This is a genomic window from Alkalihalophilus pseudofirmus (genome assembly GCF_029094545.1).
Taxonomy (GTDB): Bacteria; Bacillota; Bacilli; order Bacillales; family Bacillaceae_D; genus Alkalihalophilus; species Alkalihalophilus pseudofirmus.
The window spans coordinates 2,033,636-2,050,708 of sequence record NZ_CP117835.1 but is presented as its reverse complement, the minus strand read 5'-3'; the positions used below and the strand labels follow the sequence as shown (position 1 = coordinate 2,050,708).

The 17,073-nt window shown below is 38.1% G+C and carries 20 protein-coding genes; 16 read left to right on the top strand and 4 right to left on the bottom strand.

Annotated elements, in window-relative coordinates; genetic code table 11:
• Positions 1-123 precede the first annotated feature (123 nt).
• Positions 124-1,362, bottom strand: coding sequence for an IS110 family RNA-guided transposase (locus tag PQ478_RS11035; protein WP_289234220.1), 1,239 nt, complete (start codon positions 1,360-1,362; stop codon positions 124-126).
• A 403-nt stretch (positions 1,363-1,765) separates the two neighbouring features.
• Between PQ478_RS11035 and PQ478_RS11030 the strand changes: the two genes are divergently transcribed.
• Both PQ478_RS11030 and PQ478_RS11025 read left to right on the top strand, forming a co-directional pair.
• Positions 1,766-2,251, top strand: a complete 486-nt coding sequence (locus PQ478_RS11030; RefSeq protein WP_289234219.1) for a hypothetical protein — start codon at positions 1,766-1,768, stop codon at positions 2,249-2,251.
• 332 nt (positions 2,252-2,583) lie between these two features.
• The gene (locus PQ478_RS11025; protein ID WP_289234218.1) at positions 2,584-4,011 is read left to right on the top strand and encodes a serine hydrolase domain-containing protein; all 1,428 of its coding nucleotides are present in this window, start codon (positions 2,584-2,586) and stop codon (positions 4,009-4,011) included.
• 543 nt (positions 4,012-4,554) lie between these two features.
• On the opposite strand, the gene PQ478_RS11020 is transcribed toward PQ478_RS11025, so the two are convergent.
• Positions 4,555-5,394 carry a tyrosine-type recombinase/integrase gene (locus PQ478_RS11020; protein WP_289234217.1) on the bottom strand — a complete coding sequence of 280 codons (840 nt, stop codon included), beginning with the start codon at positions 5,392-5,394 and terminating at the stop codon, positions 4,555-4,557.
• Between the two features lie 163 nt (positions 5,395-5,557).
• On the opposite strand from PQ478_RS11020, the gene PQ478_RS11015 reads away from it, so the two are divergent.
• The 8 genes from PQ478_RS11015 (at position 5,558) to PQ478_RS10980 (ending at position 12,733) form a co-directional block, all read left to right on the top strand.
• A complete protein-coding gene (locus PQ478_RS11015; RefSeq protein WP_289234216.1) occupies positions 5,558-6,019 on the top strand; it encodes a GNAT family N-acetyltransferase in 462 nt (153 codons plus the stop codon).
• A gap of 201 nt (positions 6,020-6,220) precedes the next feature.
• The gene (locus PQ478_RS11010) at positions 6,221-7,084 is read left to right on the top strand and encodes a nitroreductase family protein (RefSeq protein WP_289234215.1); all 864 of its coding nucleotides are present in this window, start codon (positions 6,221-6,223) and stop codon (positions 7,082-7,084) included.
• 535 nt (positions 7,085-7,619) lie between these two features.
• On the top strand, positions 7,620-8,240 hold the full coding sequence (locus PQ478_RS11005) for an NAD(P)-dependent oxidoreductase (protein WP_289234214.1): 621 nt from the start codon (positions 7,620-7,622) through the stop codon (positions 8,238-8,240).
• Positions 8,241-8,376: 136 nt separating this feature from the next.
• Positions 8,377-8,685: a hypothetical protein gene (locus PQ478_RS11000; protein WP_289234213.1), complete on the top strand. Its 309-nt coding sequence runs from the start codon at positions 8,377-8,379 to the stop codon at positions 8,683-8,685.
• A gap of 58 nt (positions 8,686-8,743) precedes the next feature.
• The gene (locus PQ478_RS10995) at positions 8,744-9,541 is read left to right on the top strand and encodes a hypothetical protein (RefSeq protein WP_289234212.1); all 798 of its coding nucleotides are present in this window, start codon (positions 8,744-8,746) and stop codon (positions 9,539-9,541) included.
• A gap of 958 nt (positions 9,542-10,499) precedes the next feature.
• Entirely contained in the window at positions 10,500-11,015 is a 516-nt protein-coding gene (locus PQ478_RS10990; RefSeq protein ID WP_289236917.1) for a DUF6773 family protein, read from the top strand.
• Positions 11,016-11,018: 3 nt separating this feature from the next.
• Positions 11,019-11,213: a helix-turn-helix transcriptional regulator gene (locus PQ478_RS10985; RefSeq protein ID WP_022627629.1), complete on the top strand. Its 195-nt coding sequence runs from the start codon at positions 11,019-11,021 to the stop codon at positions 11,211-11,213.
• 164 nt (positions 11,214-11,377) lie between these two features.
• Complete coding sequence (locus PQ478_RS10980; RefSeq protein ID WP_289236916.1) at positions 11,378-12,733, top strand: sodium-dependent transporter; 1,356 nt, start codon at positions 11,378-11,380, stop codon at positions 12,731-12,733.
• Between the two features lie 98 nt (positions 12,734-12,831).
• Here the strand turns inward: PQ478_RS10980 and PQ478_RS10975 are convergent, their stop codons facing one another.
• Entirely contained in the window at positions 12,832-13,086 is a 255-nt protein-coding gene (locus PQ478_RS10975; protein ID WP_289236915.1) for a hypothetical protein, read from the bottom strand.
• Positions 13,087-13,148: 62 nt separating this feature from the next.
• Complete coding sequence (locus PQ478_RS10970) at positions 13,149-13,730, bottom strand: CBO0543 family protein (RefSeq protein WP_290428917.1); 582 nt, start codon at positions 13,728-13,730, stop codon at positions 13,149-13,151.
• Positions 13,731-13,829: 99 nt separating this feature from the next.
• Here PQ478_RS10970 and PQ478_RS10965 point away from each other — a divergent pair, with 99 nt between their 5' ends.
• The 6 genes from PQ478_RS10965 to PQ478_RS10940 all read left to right on the top strand — a co-directional run bounded on the left by PQ478_RS10965 (position 13,830) and on the right by PQ478_RS10940 (position 17,014).
• On the top strand, positions 13,830-13,949 hold the full coding sequence (locus PQ478_RS10965) for a DUF2512 family protein (protein WP_354004548.1): 120 nt from the start codon (positions 13,830-13,832) through the stop codon (positions 13,947-13,949).
• An 82-nt stretch (positions 13,950-14,031) separates the two neighbouring features.
• Positions 14,032-14,412 carry a VOC family protein gene (locus PQ478_RS10960; protein ID WP_289236913.1) on the top strand — a complete coding sequence of 127 codons (381 nt, stop codon included), beginning with the start codon at positions 14,032-14,034 and terminating at the stop codon, positions 14,410-14,412.
• A 163-nt stretch (positions 14,413-14,575) separates the two neighbouring features.
• Positions 14,576-15,052: a cell wall hydrolase gene (locus tag PQ478_RS10955; RefSeq protein WP_289236912.1), complete on the top strand. Its 477-nt coding sequence runs from the start codon at positions 14,576-14,578 to the stop codon at positions 15,050-15,052.
• A gap of 24 nt (positions 15,053-15,076) precedes the next feature.
• Positions 15,077-15,544, top strand: a complete 468-nt coding sequence (gene gerQ, locus PQ478_RS10950; RefSeq protein WP_289236911.1) for a spore coat protein GerQ — start codon at positions 15,077-15,079, stop codon at positions 15,542-15,544.
• 387 nt (positions 15,545-15,931) lie between these two features.
• Positions 15,932-16,357 carry a MaoC family dehydratase gene (locus PQ478_RS10945; RefSeq protein ID WP_289236910.1) on the top strand — a complete coding sequence of 142 codons (426 nt, stop codon included), beginning with the start codon at positions 15,932-15,934 and terminating at the stop codon, positions 16,355-16,357.
• 267 nt (positions 16,358-16,624) lie between these two features.
• A complete protein-coding gene (locus PQ478_RS10940; protein ID WP_289236909.1) occupies positions 16,625-17,014 on the top strand; it encodes a YndM family protein in 390 nt (129 codons plus the stop codon).
• The last annotated feature ends 59 nt before the right edge of the window (positions 17,015-17,073 follow it).

The following is a 17,073-nucleotide window of genomic DNA, read 5'->3' as shown; positions in this document are numbered from 1 at the left end:
AGTTTGTCAACAATTTCAATAAAAAAATGAAATTACACATGCTATACTAAAAATGAGTATACCAAATAACCTACCAATCTGTACTTTTTGGAAGGTCTTGGTCTATCTAGTTAGATATAGCTATCAAGCTACATCTTGGAAAGGTGTTTTGCTTTTCAGTAAAGCATAAATCCAATGTAAGAGTTTATTGACACAAGCAATGACAGCGACTCTAAATGGTTTACCTTCTTCGCGTTTTTTATCGTAAAACTCTCTGAGTCTCTTGTTCCGTGCAATAATTTCGTCGGTTGTCTTTTGCTTACGAGAATCTCTAATCCCGCATTGAACGGCCATAAATAAGGCATGTCTCAGTCTGGAAGAGCCTCTTTTAGTTATCCGATTAACGGAAGCTGTAAACTTTCCTGAAGAGTAAACACTAGGGTCGACTCCAGCGAATGCAACCAACTTCTTTGGGTGATTAAACCGATCTATCTCACCGATCTCAGAAATAATCGTGGCGGCGATCTTTTCTCCAATTCCGGGAATAGATTGGATAATCTGATATTCTTCAATTTCTTTCGCAAGGGCATCTATTTCAGTTGCGATGTTGGATAGGTGCTCTTGGTATTGAAGAACGATGTTCGTTAACATCTCCAAATTAAAAATATGACTCTCATACAAATTCTTTTGAAACGGGTTACGCAAGGCAGCCTCTCGCAGCTTTTGTGCTTTTTCTATGGCCCACCTCTCAGAACGACTTTTACATAACGAAGCGATCTTTTCGACCAATTCAGACTCATCCACTTGTAAGACAGCCTCTGAAGTTGGAAAAGCCTGCAGGGTTAATAACGATACCTTCGAATACAAACTACCAAATACGCCTCTGTATTCAGGAAACACCTGATCCAATAAGGAATGGAGTTGTAGTTTCGTATTCGCCGATACTTCAGCGATCGTCTCTTGTTGTCTGGTTAAATTACGAAGATTTAAGAGTTGAATCCCTCGTTTTTTATAGGGTTCAAGCTCCTCCTTGTAGTAAAGCTCGCACAAATGATACGCATCAACGGCATCTGTTTTTACCTTGCGTAAGCTCGAACTTTTCGCTCGATGCGAAATGAGTGGGTTGATGACAATATACACATACTTTTGGTCCTCCAGAAACTGAATCACAGGTAGATGATAATGACCTGTCGACTCTAAAACCACAGAAGGTGGTTGTCCTTGTGCTGCTTGTTCGACTTCTTGAAGAAATGCCAAGAATGTCTCGAGACCCTCACGATTATGTTTAATACTGAAACTCTTACGATAAGGCTTTCCCTTGTCCAAGAAGGCTTGAACCTGACTTTCTCCTTTTGAGACATCCAGACCGATGACTGGATTCATTGTTTATCAACTCCTAGAAATAAATTAGTCGGTAACCCCTAGAGCTTCTTGTAGTGTCATAGGTTCGCTTGTTAAACGGGATCATTTCTATGTCCCAACCAGCCTGAAACATGTTCATACAAGTAGGGGGCGAACAGTTTAGCTAACGGGATCGAGTCCCACGGGTGCGACGTTCTACCCCGACTACCGCTATCATATGACCATAAAAAATAAGGTCAACCAGAAATATTTTCTTATCTGGCTAACCTTATATTACGAACGGGTGCGATTGCTTAATAAAGGGTAATCGCTTCTTCTTGGTGAAGTAAAGGAGCTTGTAAGTTGAATTAAGGTTAAAAACTCATTTGCCAATATACGGTAAATTGGGAGTGATTCAGGAGAGCGTTCGATAGGAGGTAATTGTTTGTTTTTATATCATAACGTTATTGAAGATGACAATAACTTAAGTATAAGCCCGCAAAGGGTTTTAAAAGAAGGATTAAATCTTAAAACAGCAACAAGATGGTATTCAAGAGGTGCTAACTGTTTTCCGGAACTAACAGACCGTTTCAAACCTGTAAATTTACCAGAATGGATTGATTTTAAAGTAGCATTCGGTGCAGATTTGAAACCATATCAAAAACCTTACTTTCGTTTTCCTGTGTTCAGCGAAAAGATTTTAGTTTTTAACATGGATATATCAAGTGATTTATTTGCTCATATCGAAGATATCTATGATGGTGGCAGAGGGTACCTTGTTAAAGGGTTATCTTCAAAGGAGGATTTAATTAAAGAGTATTGGAAAAGTATGAATACTCTGGCTGACTATTTAAAGCACAAGCCTTATAATAACCCTGAAGTTTATATTTTTGATCAAGTTCCAGCAAAGCTAATTGACTATATAGAGTAAATTCTTGTTCAACTAAAGGGGGCTTTAGTTGAACAAGTGTTAATCTTTACAGTTGATCTTCTGCTGCATAGTACAACAATACGATACTTGTAATTAAATAGTCATACGAAGAGATCACTCTTTTTAGATGGTCTTTTTTCGTATTAAAAGAATACTCCGAAATAGAGATAAGGATATAAGGTTGCACCAGAAGGGTTTACTTGGGTTTGGCATGTATAGATAACTTTAAATAAAGTAATCAAATCAAATGGAATTGGCAGTTTATATAAAATAACATTAAAAGTTAAAATTTATTATCTTGCTTATATCACTTATGGCAAAAAGGAGAGTTTATGAAAAAGATTATAGCTTTTGTATTAACGATATTTATATTATTCTCAGGATTCGCAACACAAAGTTATGCGTTGTCAGATTCGAAATCTGCGGCAATACAATCTTTACTAGATGATGCCTCTCGTATATCAGGTGTACCGGGAATGTCAATCTCAATACTTGCAGATGATGAAGTGTTCTACTTTTCTTCAGGGTATGCTGACCGTGAAAAGGGGTTGTCTGCAACTGAAAATACACTCTATGAGTTAGCCTCGGTCAGTAAAGCTTTTACAGGTATGGGTATTATGCTGTTGGAAGAGCAAGGGATGCTCTCAATGACTGACCCTGTCCAAAAATATTTACCTTGGTTAACGTTAAAGTATCAAGGTAAACCCGTCGATATGAAAAGGCTTACACTAAATAACTTTCTTCACCATACCAGTGGTCTAACAAATTTTAGGCATAGTCAATATATTCCACAAGGCGACACTCCGGATATGTTGCAAAAGACTGTGGAAATGCTCGTAGATGCTGAATTGGCGTTCCCTCCCGGTGAACAGTATAACTATGGAACCGTTAATTATGACGTATTGGGTTTGGTTATTGAGATTGTGTCACGACAAAGCTATGAAGAATTTATGAGGGAACAGGTATTTCAGCCGTTAGGGCTTCACCAGACGTATGTTTATAAAGAAGATGCTCAAGCCACGGGACAGTTGGCGCAGGGTTACCGTTCTTCCTTTTTTATGACAACTCCATTCGAAGCTCCGGATTTTGCTGGGAATAAACCAGCAGGCTACATCATTTCTAATACAAAAGATATGGCGCGTTGGATGGGCATACAGATGGGTATTGTGCAGGACATACCCGAAATGTTTCACACGCTTATCGAAAAATCACACAGGGGTGATCTGTCTGTTTCGGCTGTCAACAATATGTATTATGCGGCAGGATGGACGATAAACGCCGACCAAACGATTATAGAACACACGGGGGGCAATCCAAATTTCACAACCAAAGTAGCCATACTGCTAAATGAACGAACTGCCATCTGCTTGCTGAGCAACGGCGCAAATACCAATCTAAACCTGGTACTAAAAGTTAAAGATATATTAGACGGCAATATACCTCAATCATATGAAATGAGCGGCACACAGCTTTTGGATATCATTTTGTCGTCTATCACTATTATTCTTTGCCTATTGGCCGTCCTGCTATCTCTCTTAGGATTACACAGAAGGAAAACGAATGAACGGAAGCCAATGAAAAAAAAGAGAATAATCGTAACAGTTCTTTTCCTGATTACTACGATTGCCTTGTGTATACTGTGCTTTGCTTTCGATTGGTCAACGATACTTATTTGGCAAACATATAGTGTTCTTACAGCTTTGATTTCGTCAGCATTATTAACAGCAAGCATTACATGGTTTGTATATACTCACAGATAAAATATCTCGCTCTCGAGATAAAAATAATGGTAAGTAATTAAAATAGTTATTAATGCTTGTATAGATGGGCTGCGATAAGCAGTCCTTTTTGGGTATCAAATGGAGCTAAATATATGTATTGTAAATGTTTTCTCTTAAAGTAACGGGTGCGATTGTTCAATAAATGCAGTAGCTTGTCCACCAATGGGGAAGATCAGCTGTAGAAAGGTGATGGTTTTTTGGTAAGTAATAATAATCAGAGTGGCACAAATTATACAAACAATAGAGGACAAATTCTCGTAGCAATTATAATCGGAATCATTAGTTTATTTTTAGGTGTCGTTTCTCCATTAAGTAATTTTATTACTGTACCAATTTCTGTGATTGTGCTTCTTTTTGCAATATTCTCTTTAGTAAAACATGAAATAAATGGGAATTGAACACTATATTAAGCTGCAAATACTTAAAGGTTTATAGTGATCAGCATCAAATTTCTGTTGTTCAACTAAAGGGTGCGAGAATTTAAAAGAGCAACACGTACTTAGTGCTGCTCTTTTGTCATGCTTAAAAGTATTTTCTATATAAGTCTTGTCTAAGTTGTCCACTCAGTTGGGCATAGATCCGTGTCGTCTCCGTTTTTTCATGGCCGAGTAAACTCTGTATGACATCAATAGGGGCTCCATTGTTTAATAAATGAGTGGCATAACTGTGTCTAAGCTGATGAGGGTGTATGGTTTTATTAATGCCTGCACGGCTTGAAATACGTTTTATGATATACCTCATTTGAGCGATGCTCATTCGATGAGGTGAACGATCTGTAACAAAGATCGCAGGGTCCTTATCTTGGCGGATGTTGATGTATCGTTTTAACCAGATGTCACATTTGATGTTAAAGTACACCTCACGTTCTTTATCGCCTTTTCCTCTAACAATAGCAGAACGATTAGACCAGTTAATACAATTCTTGTTCAGAGAGACAATTTCACCAATACGGCAGCCAGTTGAGAACATAAACTCAAACAGCGCTTTCTCCATTGGCATTTTACAAGCTTCCCTAAGATGTTCAATCTCTCTTTCTGTAAGGAACTTGGGTATTCGTTTCCCGACTTTTGGTTCCTTAATCTTATAAGCTGGGTTTGAGGGAATGTGTCCCTCTTCATGTGACCACCGAAACAAGGACCGCATGAATCGAATTCGATGGGCTAAGCTAGACGGCTTTAAATGTTCGCTTGATGCCGCTAAATACTCCTTTAATTGATTTGTAGACAATGATTCAATTGCCACATCAGTAAAATAGCGGATAAGAAGGCATGATTGAAGCTGGTAAGCTTTTAACGTTTGAGAAGAGAAACCTTCAATTCGTTTATCAGATTCATAGGTTTTCCACGCTTGTGATAAGAGCATTTTAACCCCTCCTGTATAAGTCTTTACAGGAATTATTGACGTTTTTGTTTCAAAGAATACAATAAACAATGTAATCACACAAAAGGAAATTAATGTTAAGCTAAAGAAGCAGGTTTATGGAACAACTGCATTTCTTTGTAATATAAAAGAGAGGAATAAATTTATGACTTCCTATCAAATAAAGAAATTAGAACTCGAAGATTATTATAAGTGCAGCAATATTTGGGATATGGAAAAGAACCCGAAAATGGCTAAGCTGTTTAATGATGAAATAGAAAGTGGAAACAGAATTACTTTTATATACTTAGAAAATAACGAGTTTATAGGTGAAGGTTCGTTAGTTTTTATAAACAATGACCCAGATTATACAAGTACAGATAAACGAATTTATCTATCTCGAATGATTGTTAAAGAAGAATATCGCAATCGAGGAATAGGTAGTATTATTGTTGATTATTTGATTGATTATGCTCAAAATCTTGGATATGAGGAAATAACACTCGGAGTAGATACAGATAATTTACACGCAAGGCATCTATATGAAAAGAAAGGATTTACAACCGTATTATATCTTGGTGAAGATGAATATGGTGAATACGTAAAACTTCTAAAAAAATTAAAATAGATTACCTGATAAATTAATGTGTAGAAATATTTTACTAACGGGTAGCATTCCTTCAACAGGGAATGCTTTTTCTAAGTCAAATTAAAGGAAAATAATGTTAAACTAAAGGAGCAGGTTTGTTAAAGAGGAAAATGATTTTATTGAACAAGGGATTTTCTTTTAGTGAAACAAATATATGCATTTGAAACAAGGAGGTGTATCATGTCTTTCTCTACTTCAATTATTGACACCATGCGCAGACGCCAGTCGATTCGAACGTTTGATGATAAAGACCTTCAAGCAGAAGACATCAATAAATTAACGTCATATTTAAATGATGAAAGCAACTTGATCGGACCTTTTGGGGCAAAAGGCCGGATTGATCTGGTATTGGTTCAAAAAAATGTGACAGACAAAGGAATTAAGCTTGGAACGTATGGATTTATTAAGCATCCTAAAGCGTATTTAGTTGGTTCATCAGTGAATGCTAAGTATCCACTGATCGAGTATGCTTACATTTTTCATCGAATGACTTTATTTGCAACACAGCTCGGCATAGGTACGTGTTGGATGGGCGGGACGTTTACCAGAAACTCATTTGAAAAAGAAATACAGTTGGAAGAAGACGAATTCATTCCATGCGTGACACCACTCGGGTACCCAAAAGAAAAGCAGCGTGTCTTTGATAAGGCCTTGCGTTTTGTCGTGAGGGCCGATAATAAGAAGCCGTGGGAGAAATTGTTTTATGATGAGACTTTCGCCGCTCCATTACAACGCGATAATGCTGGCTCATTAGAAATCCCGATAGAAATGGTTAGGTTAGGACCTTCTGCCTCCAATAAACAACCGTGGCGACTCGTTCTCTCAGAAAACCGTGAGACTTGTCATTTCTACATCGAACATACACCGAATTACAGTAAGGCATTAGGCTATCAAATGCAGCTGTTAGATATGGGCATTGCGATGTGCCAATTTGAATTGGCTTGTGATGAGCTAGGTATCAGCGGGAATTGGGTTATAGACGAACCTGGGTTAGAGAGACTAAACGAAAACATTGAGTACGTCGTTAGCTGGAACCAACAATAAACAGCCTCTACCAATCGATAGAGGTCTGTTTGAAAGCTCATATAGATGTTACTCACTCGAGATGGTGTTTTGAACGACAATAAACCTCAAAGACTCTCACTTTGAGGTTCGCAGTTCAATAAGAATTTCAACCCTACCTAAACTCGCCCCTCTCATACTTATCCAACAATACCATCCTTACGTATTCCCTACATTCACTTGATAGGCTGGATCGTTCGGGATGAATGATGTCTCCGTACGGTCTACCTCCGAGAAATTTGACCTCTCCAGTAAACTTCTTTTCTATGATGGCATCGTATCCATTAAATTGGACAAATATCGATTGGTGTTCTGTTAGTTGGTAATCCATTATACTTACGATATGGGGTTTTTGAGTCATATTAGATATTCTCCTTTTTAGTCGTTCACTCTATCAAAAGCTGTAAGCGAACAGATGTCAAGTGACACACTCATAAAAGATCGTACTGTAAAAGACAAAGTAATACATTTATAGTGTATTGTAATATTTGTATTCGTAAAAAGGAGGATTATATTATTGAATATTTTAATTTTAGGCGCAACAGGACGAGTTGGAAGTCAAATAGTAACTTATGCCCTTCATGATAGACATCATGTTACTGTATTAGTTCGCACTCCTGAGAAGATTCAAATAAATAGTGAAAATTTAACCATTGTTCAAGGGAATGTATTAAATAAAAATGATATAGTACGTGCAATGGATGGGATTGATGTAGTTATTAGTGCACTGAATACTGATGGCACAACCACTCTATCAGAAAGTATGCCACTAATTATCAAAGCAATGGAAAACGAAGGGATACAACGAATTATCACGATAGGAACTGCAGGGATCTTACAAAGTAGAATTACGCCAAAAATACTCCGTTATCAGTCAAGTGAATCGAAACGTAAATCAACCCGTGCCGCAGAAGAACATCATAAAGTTTACGATATTCTGAAACAATCATCACTCGATTGGACGATTGTATGTCCTACATATTTGCCAGATGGAGAAAGAGAAGGTAAATATCGAATTGAACGTAATTTTTTGCCAGAAGGCGGCATGGAAATAACAGTTCCTGATACAGCAGAATTTACTTATCGTCAAATAGAAAGCAACGATCATGTCCAATCACGTGTAGGAATCGCCTACTGATAATACTCTCATTATTACTTGCTGTCACAAGGTAAAATTTATTGTTTTTGAAAATTGCATTTAAACAAACGGGCGTTATTTAAAACGATTTAAAAACATGCGTTGAGATGATTAAATAGATAGGAGGGATTAAACGATGTCTGGAATAAGCTACAGTGTTTTAATGGTTGCCGTAGTATTCATAACCTATCTCTTTGTCAGACGTAAAGGTGAGAAGAAAAAGCAAAAGAATTTATTAAAAATGCTCATTCCATTCTCTATTATCGTCCTTCTTTATCTCCCAACACAATTTTCCGGGGCAGAGGAGCCAACTTACCTGCTATTCGTTAGTTTACTCTCTCTCCTTTCCATGGGGTTTGTCCATTTTGAGAAAAAAAGACTCTTTATAGGTACTGTTTTACTCGCACTCACAGGGCTGATTATGCATTATATCTCCCTTATCTAAAACCTTTCTTTTAGATTTGGTTAAGAAAAAGATAATAACTCTGCAAAGGAGGTTTCTAATGGATGTTGACCAACCACTCACGCTAAAAATCTTCAAATACATAACGACTAAATTAGCTGGTGCTGGATTGCTATTATTTATCCTATTTATTATTTTGCTCGTATTCTCTACAGGCTTTAATCTCTATCAATTGGTAGAGGAGCTTTCTAGTCCAAACATATGGTTCCTTATATATATATATGGAGTGTTAAGTTCGATCGTTATTGATTTGATCGTTCATAAAATACCGAAACTAAAAAGCAAGTTAAACATTTCAGAGGACAACTTAAAAGCCAGTCTATATGCCATTGCCGGGTTTGGCGTGTTTCAAATATGGGGTTTAGACCCGTTTACAATCTTCGCTGGAGTGATCGGAGCAGGGAGCGCGTTCATTTTTTACTTAAGTACGAGGGCTGCAGAGCAAGTAAAATCATTTCGCTATCTATTCGCTATCCTCATTCCATTATTCATCTGCACCCTTTTAACGATCGACTTTACATCGAAGAGCGGCTGGACAGAAGAGCGAACCGAATCTTCCTACACAGCATCTTTCGATTATTTGAATGGCAGACATGAAATCCCGATTCATTTAGAAGAAGGAGAGGTATTTACCGTCACTTACGAATTTTACAATGCAAACGGTGCAGGGCACGGCTTCCATATCCGGAATGATAAAAACCAATATGTCGGAATGGACCATATAAGTGACGATCCATTCTTATTACAATTAAACGTCGAAGAAACAGGGACCTACAAAGTAGTTATCACCGGCTACAAAGTAAGCGGCAACTTCACGGTTGATTGGATCATTGAATAAATTCAAAGAAACTAGAATGTAGCCGCCAGCCCCGAATTGTGATAACTTAATCAATCAAAAAACGACTTATCCTCCAATGGTAAGTCGTTTTTTGGTGTGTTTTCTTTTAAAGAGATGACGCACTACCGGGGAAACTAGCTGAATAAGTCTTCCTATAGCTAATGTTGATCTCCGCTGCAGGCACACGCTTTCTGCGGGCGGTCCGGGAGCCTCCTCGTCAGTCTTCTACCATAATGCTCATAAGTAAACTGAAGAAAGGTCCTCCTACATTAGTTGTTGATTTCCGCTCCAATCAACGGAGGAAGTAGGTTAATAAGTTGTTCCTCCCATAGGTGTTAGCTTATTAGAAACCTTTACAAATGACACAGAGGATAACCGTAATGATATTTTAATTAAATGACTCAAATTAAATCATGCCACTAAATACTTTTACGAAGCAAGTAACCTAGCGGATGAACGATACGTAGACTCCTGTGTGGACTAGAGCAGGGGTGAGATCCCACAGGGCTTTAGCCCGAGGAAGCTCACCAGCTCCACACGGAAAGCGAAGTATCGTTCAGGAGAGGAGAATCTGCTATAACCCATGTTAAAGCATTTAATTTAAAGCATTTAAAGCTTTGAAGCTTTGAAGCTGTTACCACATCACTCCACATAATAACCATATAGAGCAATCACTTAGCGGATGAAATATGCGTAGACTCCAGCGGTGCCTAGAGCAGGGCTGAGATCCCACAGGGCCCAAGCCCGAGGAAGCTCAGCAGCTCACCGCGGAAAGCGAAGCATATTTCAGGAGCGGGATATTCGCGCATATCTGCAATTTGTTTGCACTGTTTTAAGAACTAGACATCAGTTTAATTTTCTAGTTCAGCAAAATATAAATGTCACAATGTAATATATACATTGCATAATGTAAACTATAGTGTATAATAAAGATATACAAAATCTGGAGGTGTTCACTATGGCACTATGGAACAAAAAGCCAGCTGATGAACGAGTAACCACAATTCAAAACAAAATTTACCGCGAAATTTACTACCTTGTCATGCTCATCACCCTGGCCTCAGTCGTATTCAAATTCATCACAATTGGCACATCCCTGAATGTCGTCCTAACGGAGGTTTTGATTTTGCTAGGCGCATCCACCTATTATCTCATCCGCTCAACCTCACTTGGCATCTATTCAGAAGAGGTGGAAATTCATGATACTAACAGTAAGATAACAAGAAACAAAAAGAACTTTTACTGGGGTCTCGCAATAGGGCTCGCTCTGGCTCTTAGCTTCGCAACAAACAGCGCGGTTAATTATGCGGAAGGGACTCAGCAAGCGATCCATTATTTCGTCCTCGTCTTTTTCGTTTCCTTGTTCATTTACGCACCGTTTTTCATCATGTTTACTGTGATTACACACAATGCGGCGAAGAAACGAAGTGACCAAGTGAATCAAAAACTCCTTGATGAAGAAGAGGTAAAGTAGGCGATGAAGAATGTTAGGCTCAAAATCGCACGAACGGAACATGATTTATCACAAGCGGAACTGGCGAAAAAAGTCGGTGTCACAAGACAGACGATCGGCCTGATAGAAGCAGGGAAGTACAACCCGACGCTGCAATTATGCCTCTCCATATGCAAGACACTAAATAAAACGTTAGATGAATTATTTTGGGAAGAGTAAAAAAGCGGCTGCTGCTAATAGCGGCCGCTTTTTCATCTTTATAAATAAAAGTTAGAATGGTAAGAAATTTCCGGTTGTTCTGTAAGTAAAGCTTTGTTACTATTATGAGGTTGAAATTTTTTCTGTTGGAACGCAGTAAAGTATAAAAGTAGGAGTTGAAAGAGTTGGAAACGCAAAACGAACAATGGTCGTCAAAGCTAGGATTTATTTATGCGACGGCTGGTACAGCAATTGGACTAGGAGCCATCTGGAAGTTCCCTTATGTAGCAGGAACAAGCGGAGGAGGCGCCTTTTTCTTATTATTTATTTTATTTACGCTTCTCATTGGACTTCCGCTGTTAATTGGAGAATTCATTCTTGGCCGCAAAACAGGGAAAGATGCGATTTCTACTTATAAAGAACTCGCTCCAAAGTCAGCTTGGGTTGCAACAGGCTGGATTGGTGTCATCACTTGCTTTATTATTCTTACCTTTTACAGTGTAATCGGCGGCTGGATCTTAATTTATTTAATGAATGCAATCACGGGGCAGTTATCCGGCTTAAGTGTGGATCAGCTCGGTGTGGAGATGGGTGAGATTATTGCAAACCCATGGACGACATTAGGGGCGCAATTAGTCTTTATTTTGTTAACAATCATTGTTGTCGCAAAAGGAATCCAGCAAGGTATTGAGCGTGCAAGTAAAGTCATGATGCCGGCTTTATTTGTTTTGTTACTCATTATTGCTGTTAGATCACTCAGCTTAGACGGGGCAATGGAAGGGGTACAATTCTTACTGCTTCCTGACTTCTCAAGCATCACATCAGAAACGATCTTATTTGCATTAGGACAAGCTTTATTTGCTTTATCACTGGGGATCTCGATAATGGTCACGTACAGTTCATACGTTCCGAAAACGCAGAGCTTACCGCTAGCTGCAGGTTCGATTGGAATCATGAATATCTTTGTAGCACTTCTCGCTGGGTTAATCATTTTCCCTGGAGTGTTTACGTTCGGACTAGAGCCAAGTGAAGGGCCGCAGCTTATTTTTGTGGTACTTCCGGCGATCTTTGAGCAGATGATGTTTGGCCAGCTGTTTCTCATTGCTTTTCTTGTCTTATTCTTAATCGCAGCACTCACATCAGCGTTCTCATTACTTGAGATTATTGTGGCAAGTCGTGTAAAAAAAGAGATGAGCAAACGTCAAAAAGCAAGCTGGATCATCGGTATAGCTGCTTTTGTATGTGGAATTCCTGCCTGCCTATCTTTTGGAGTCATGGCAGATGTCGAGATTTTCGGCCTGACATTCTTTGATGCAGCTGATCAATTAGCGAGTAATATTTTGATGCCGCTCGGGGCGCTGTTAATTTCTATTTTTGTCCCGCTTAAATTAAGCAAAACAACGCTTTTAAATGAATTGAAGCAAGGGTCATCGGTTGCTTCTAAACTGTTTATGACGTGGTATTTCCTTCTAAAATATGTGACGCCTTTTGCGATCATCGTAGTATTTTTAGATGCCTTAGGTTTGTTTTCATTATTTTAAAAAGTAAAGTGAGCCCCTGCAGTATATAACACTGCCGAGGCTAATATGATTAAATATTATCTTAAGGGAAAACGCCAGTAAAAGGCGTTTTCCTTTTTTTAATGTTTATTGCGTTTTTGATTTTGCTGGTTCTTATTTTGCCCAGTCATTTTACTAACTGCGTTTATAGTACCGTCAACCGCACTCATTGCAATGTTTTCTGTTGCTTCTAATGCATTATGCATTGTTTCAAATGCAGAACCAGCCGTATTCTTAATGCTTTGTGCAACTTGATGATTTTGCTGCTGGTTTTGGTTGTTCTGTTGAGTTTGCTGTTGATTATGTTGTTGATTTTGATTTTGTTGGTTAGCCATGATGATCTCACCTCCTGCCATATATAATGTGAAATTTGACTTCTATTTATCCCACGTTAGTTTTAAAGGTAAACATGCTTTCTTTGCATACGTAAAAAAACAGTCGTAATAAATTTCGAAAATAAAAATACGCCAATATATGCGATAAAGAGATGAAAATAGGTAAGACCCTCACTTAGTTCAAAAAACAAATGCATAACTAGAATTGGTTTAAGAACAAATGATAAAAATGCGGAGAGTAATAAAGAGTAAAGATAAAAATTCTTACGATGATTTAATGTCCATTGATACACTAACATAAACAAGACTGGAACAAGAGCTGCTTCAAGGGAGACATTTCCAGAGAGAAAAGGGAGCAGCTCATATGGATACCCGAGGACACCCATTTTGTCTTGAGCCGTATCGACATACCCAAACCATACATGAATGTTAAATCCATAAAAACCTAACAATAACATTTTCCGCCTATCAATTAAAAAGTACAAAGCAATCAAAGGTGCTGCAAAAAACAGCAGAAAAATGACCCAGAATTCAAACGTATGGATACTTGAAAAACGCACCCAATACTCCCATTCTAATTGCATCACCTGCTCTTTTGCTGATTCGATCTTTTGATATAAAGTCAGTTGGTCTTGATCCATCACTTTCTCCAAGCTATACACCCCTTAAACAGTCTCCACATCAGTCTTTGCGGATTATGAAATCATTATGTAAGGCATGTCATTTAATAGGACGCTTTCGTAATCATTTGGCTGAAGGGAATGACGTTGGGTTTTTCAGGCGGAGCCATGGCTATCACAGCTATTGTCGCAGCTGCTGTAATGGGTGCATTTGAATTTTATTTCCATGCCTATATACTCTGATGCTTTTTTTTTGGCCTATGTAAACTTTAATTCTATTAAATGGTATGATAGGTACAAATTGCAATGATAGGAGGCATTCATCTTGAATTTAACTCACGTGCGTTTGCTTGTTGATAATTATAAAGAAAGCTTCTTATTCTACAGAGATTTATTAGGATTCGAAGTCACTTGGGGAGATGAACATTCGTTATATGGTCAATTTAAAGTAGGAGATGTAAATGTAGGATTGTTTGAACGAAAGCAAATGGCTGAAGCTGTTGGATTTCCATATGCTCCACATGACCCTAGGGTGGATAGAGTGGCTTTAATTCTTAAAGTAGAAAGTGTAGAAGAGAGTTATAACGAATTAAAAGAAAAAGTGGAATTTGTTACGAAACCTAAAGAGCAGGAGGATTGGGGGATTAAAGTCGCTCATTTTAGAGATGTTGAAGGGTTTCTTATTGAAATGTATGAAAATCTTTAGCGGCAGAGGAACGGTTAAATAAACATATTGATATCAAAATCGAGGTAGATGACATAAGTCATTTACTTTTTTTATATCCAATTTTCAAGGTTTGGGCGGTAAGGCAAGCTACGAAAACTGCCTAAAAGTAATAGGCTACTGTATAAGCAAAAGAGGTGAGAAAATGGGTAGGCGAATCAAACATACTGAAAATGATGTCAACGCACTAGCAAGGCTTATGATGTCGGAGGCGATAGGTGAAGGCCCCGAAGGAATGGATATGGTTGGAACAGTTGTGGCTAACCGAGTTGAGGCTGACTGTGAGCCGGACTTCATGAATTTACGTAATATCCGTCATGCTATTTATCAAACAATACCGGGAACGGGAATTCCTCACTTCGAGCCGGTTTTAAATGGAAGCTTGTATACACAGCGTCCGACAGAAGAAGACCTCCAGAGGGCTAGGAATTTGCTGCAAGGTCATCGGAATCCTCGAGCCCGAATGAATTTATGGTTTTTTAATCCAAGTCCGGGGCAAGCATACCGAGATCCTTGTACCCCTACAATGCCAAGATCCCCGATGACGCAGTTCGATCATGCATACAGGAATCATTGCTTCTATGTCGGTGTACCGGGCTATTGCCCAGAGTTTTATAGATAAATCAAAAAAGGAGATGGACTTCACATGAATTACGGAAACTCAAATTACAATCCAATGAGCAATCAGGCTGGTTATCAACAAGCTGCTATGATGGGGGGCGATACCCAGCAACAATTCAGTAACTTTCAGGGTATGCCTTCTGGACCTGCTTATTCAACGCCAGTGGTTCCAATGGGCACAGGACAGCAGCTTTTGATGGGCATGGGCAGGGTTGAAGAATCGTTTATTGAAAATATCCTGCGCTACAACAAAGGCAAGGTGGGTACTTTCTACTTTACTTACCAAGGCAATACCGAATGGAATGCAATGGTCTACCAAGGCCGTATTGAAACAGCTGGACGTGATCATATCATTATCAGCGACCCTGCTAGCGGTAAACGCTACTTGCTGATGATGGCAAATCTCGACTGGGTAGAATTTGATGAACGAATTAACTATCCTCATACGGAGATTAGTCCGGAAATCCAGGCGTCTATGGAAGTATCAGAGTAACGTAACAGAATTCAAAAAAACGATTATCAAAATGAACTGAACCATGTTATGTGGACAGTGAAAAATAATGTTAAGCGGCTTAATTTCTAGGCTGTCTAATCTTTTTTGCCAGACACTCTAGTAGATAATGTCACCCCAATAATGAAACAAGGTAGAGTATGGTGAGGAAACTGTTAAAGGTTATACCATTCAAGAGACGATTGCATTAAATGTGATCGTCTTATTCTAGTAGACAGATACTGTGCAGCAACCAAATTTATTTCAGGCGTCATTGTCAAGGATTTGGTACAAGATGAAAATGAAAATATCATGTACTAATTTTTAAACTTACTGAAAAGGTAATCTTACTTTAAAATGAAAATAAATATGTCAAAAAGGGGTGTATTTATGAAATTTGATGAGTTTACAATTGAACAGGTGTTTGAGACGAAGTCTTTTAAATTAACAAAAGAGGATATGATTGAATTTGCTGGAGAATTTGATCCTCTTTATATGCATTTGAATGAGGAAAAAGCAATGCAAAGCAGATTTAAAGGAATTATTGCTTCTGGAATACATACGATAGCCATTACAACTAAACTTTGGGTGGAAACAGGTATATATGGTGATGATGTGATCGCAGGGTCTGGAATGAAGAATATTCAATTTATAAAGCCAGTGTATCCAGGTGATGAGTTGTATACGATAGTTAAGGTAATGGATAAGGAAGCAAAAAAAGAAGAGTTCGGAAAAATCACTTTACTATTTTCAACTTACAATCATAAAGAAGAAAAAGTATTTGAAGGTGATTTGTCGGTATTGATTAAGCGATAAGCAGTTAGTATAAGTTGGTTACATTATCTACAGCAGCTTTATGAAATGTTAATATTTAAAAAGGACACAAAAACAAATTGGTTTCTTGAAATGGACAAATAGAAATTGAACTTACTTCTCAGCCTTTATTAATTAAAGTTTCAAAAATTAAATATGACTACTCCTTCCATAATAGCCCATTTGAACCAATTAGTATCAACATGTTTTAATTTTCTTCTCTGAGTGTAAAGAACTGTAAGCACAGAAAAATACAAGGAGGAGATAATAATGGAACATGTCAAAGCGCTGCTCATCAAAGGAGCTGCAACACTGGTTCTCTTGTACTTAGTACTTGGGCTGGGACTTGGAATGGCATTTGAATATGTCCTGTTTATTACCCTTGTGTTAGGGATAGGGTCTTATATAGCAGGCGACTTGATCATTTTGCCTAAAACGAATAATAAGATTGCCACAGGTTCAGACTTGGGTTTAGCATTTATCGTTGTTTGGCTAATGGGTATACCATATGGTTACTCAATTGGAACGATGGCCATAACAGCTCTTGTCGCTGCTCCAGTAATAGGGGTATTTGAATTTTTCTTCCATATCTATATTTCAAACAAAGAATTAGGCAGATACGGTTCAGGAAACCGAAAATGGAAGACGGAAATTGAATAATAATTTAAGCATCAGATAAAGGTTCTGATGCTTTTTTAGTGCATTGTCAAGCAACGATG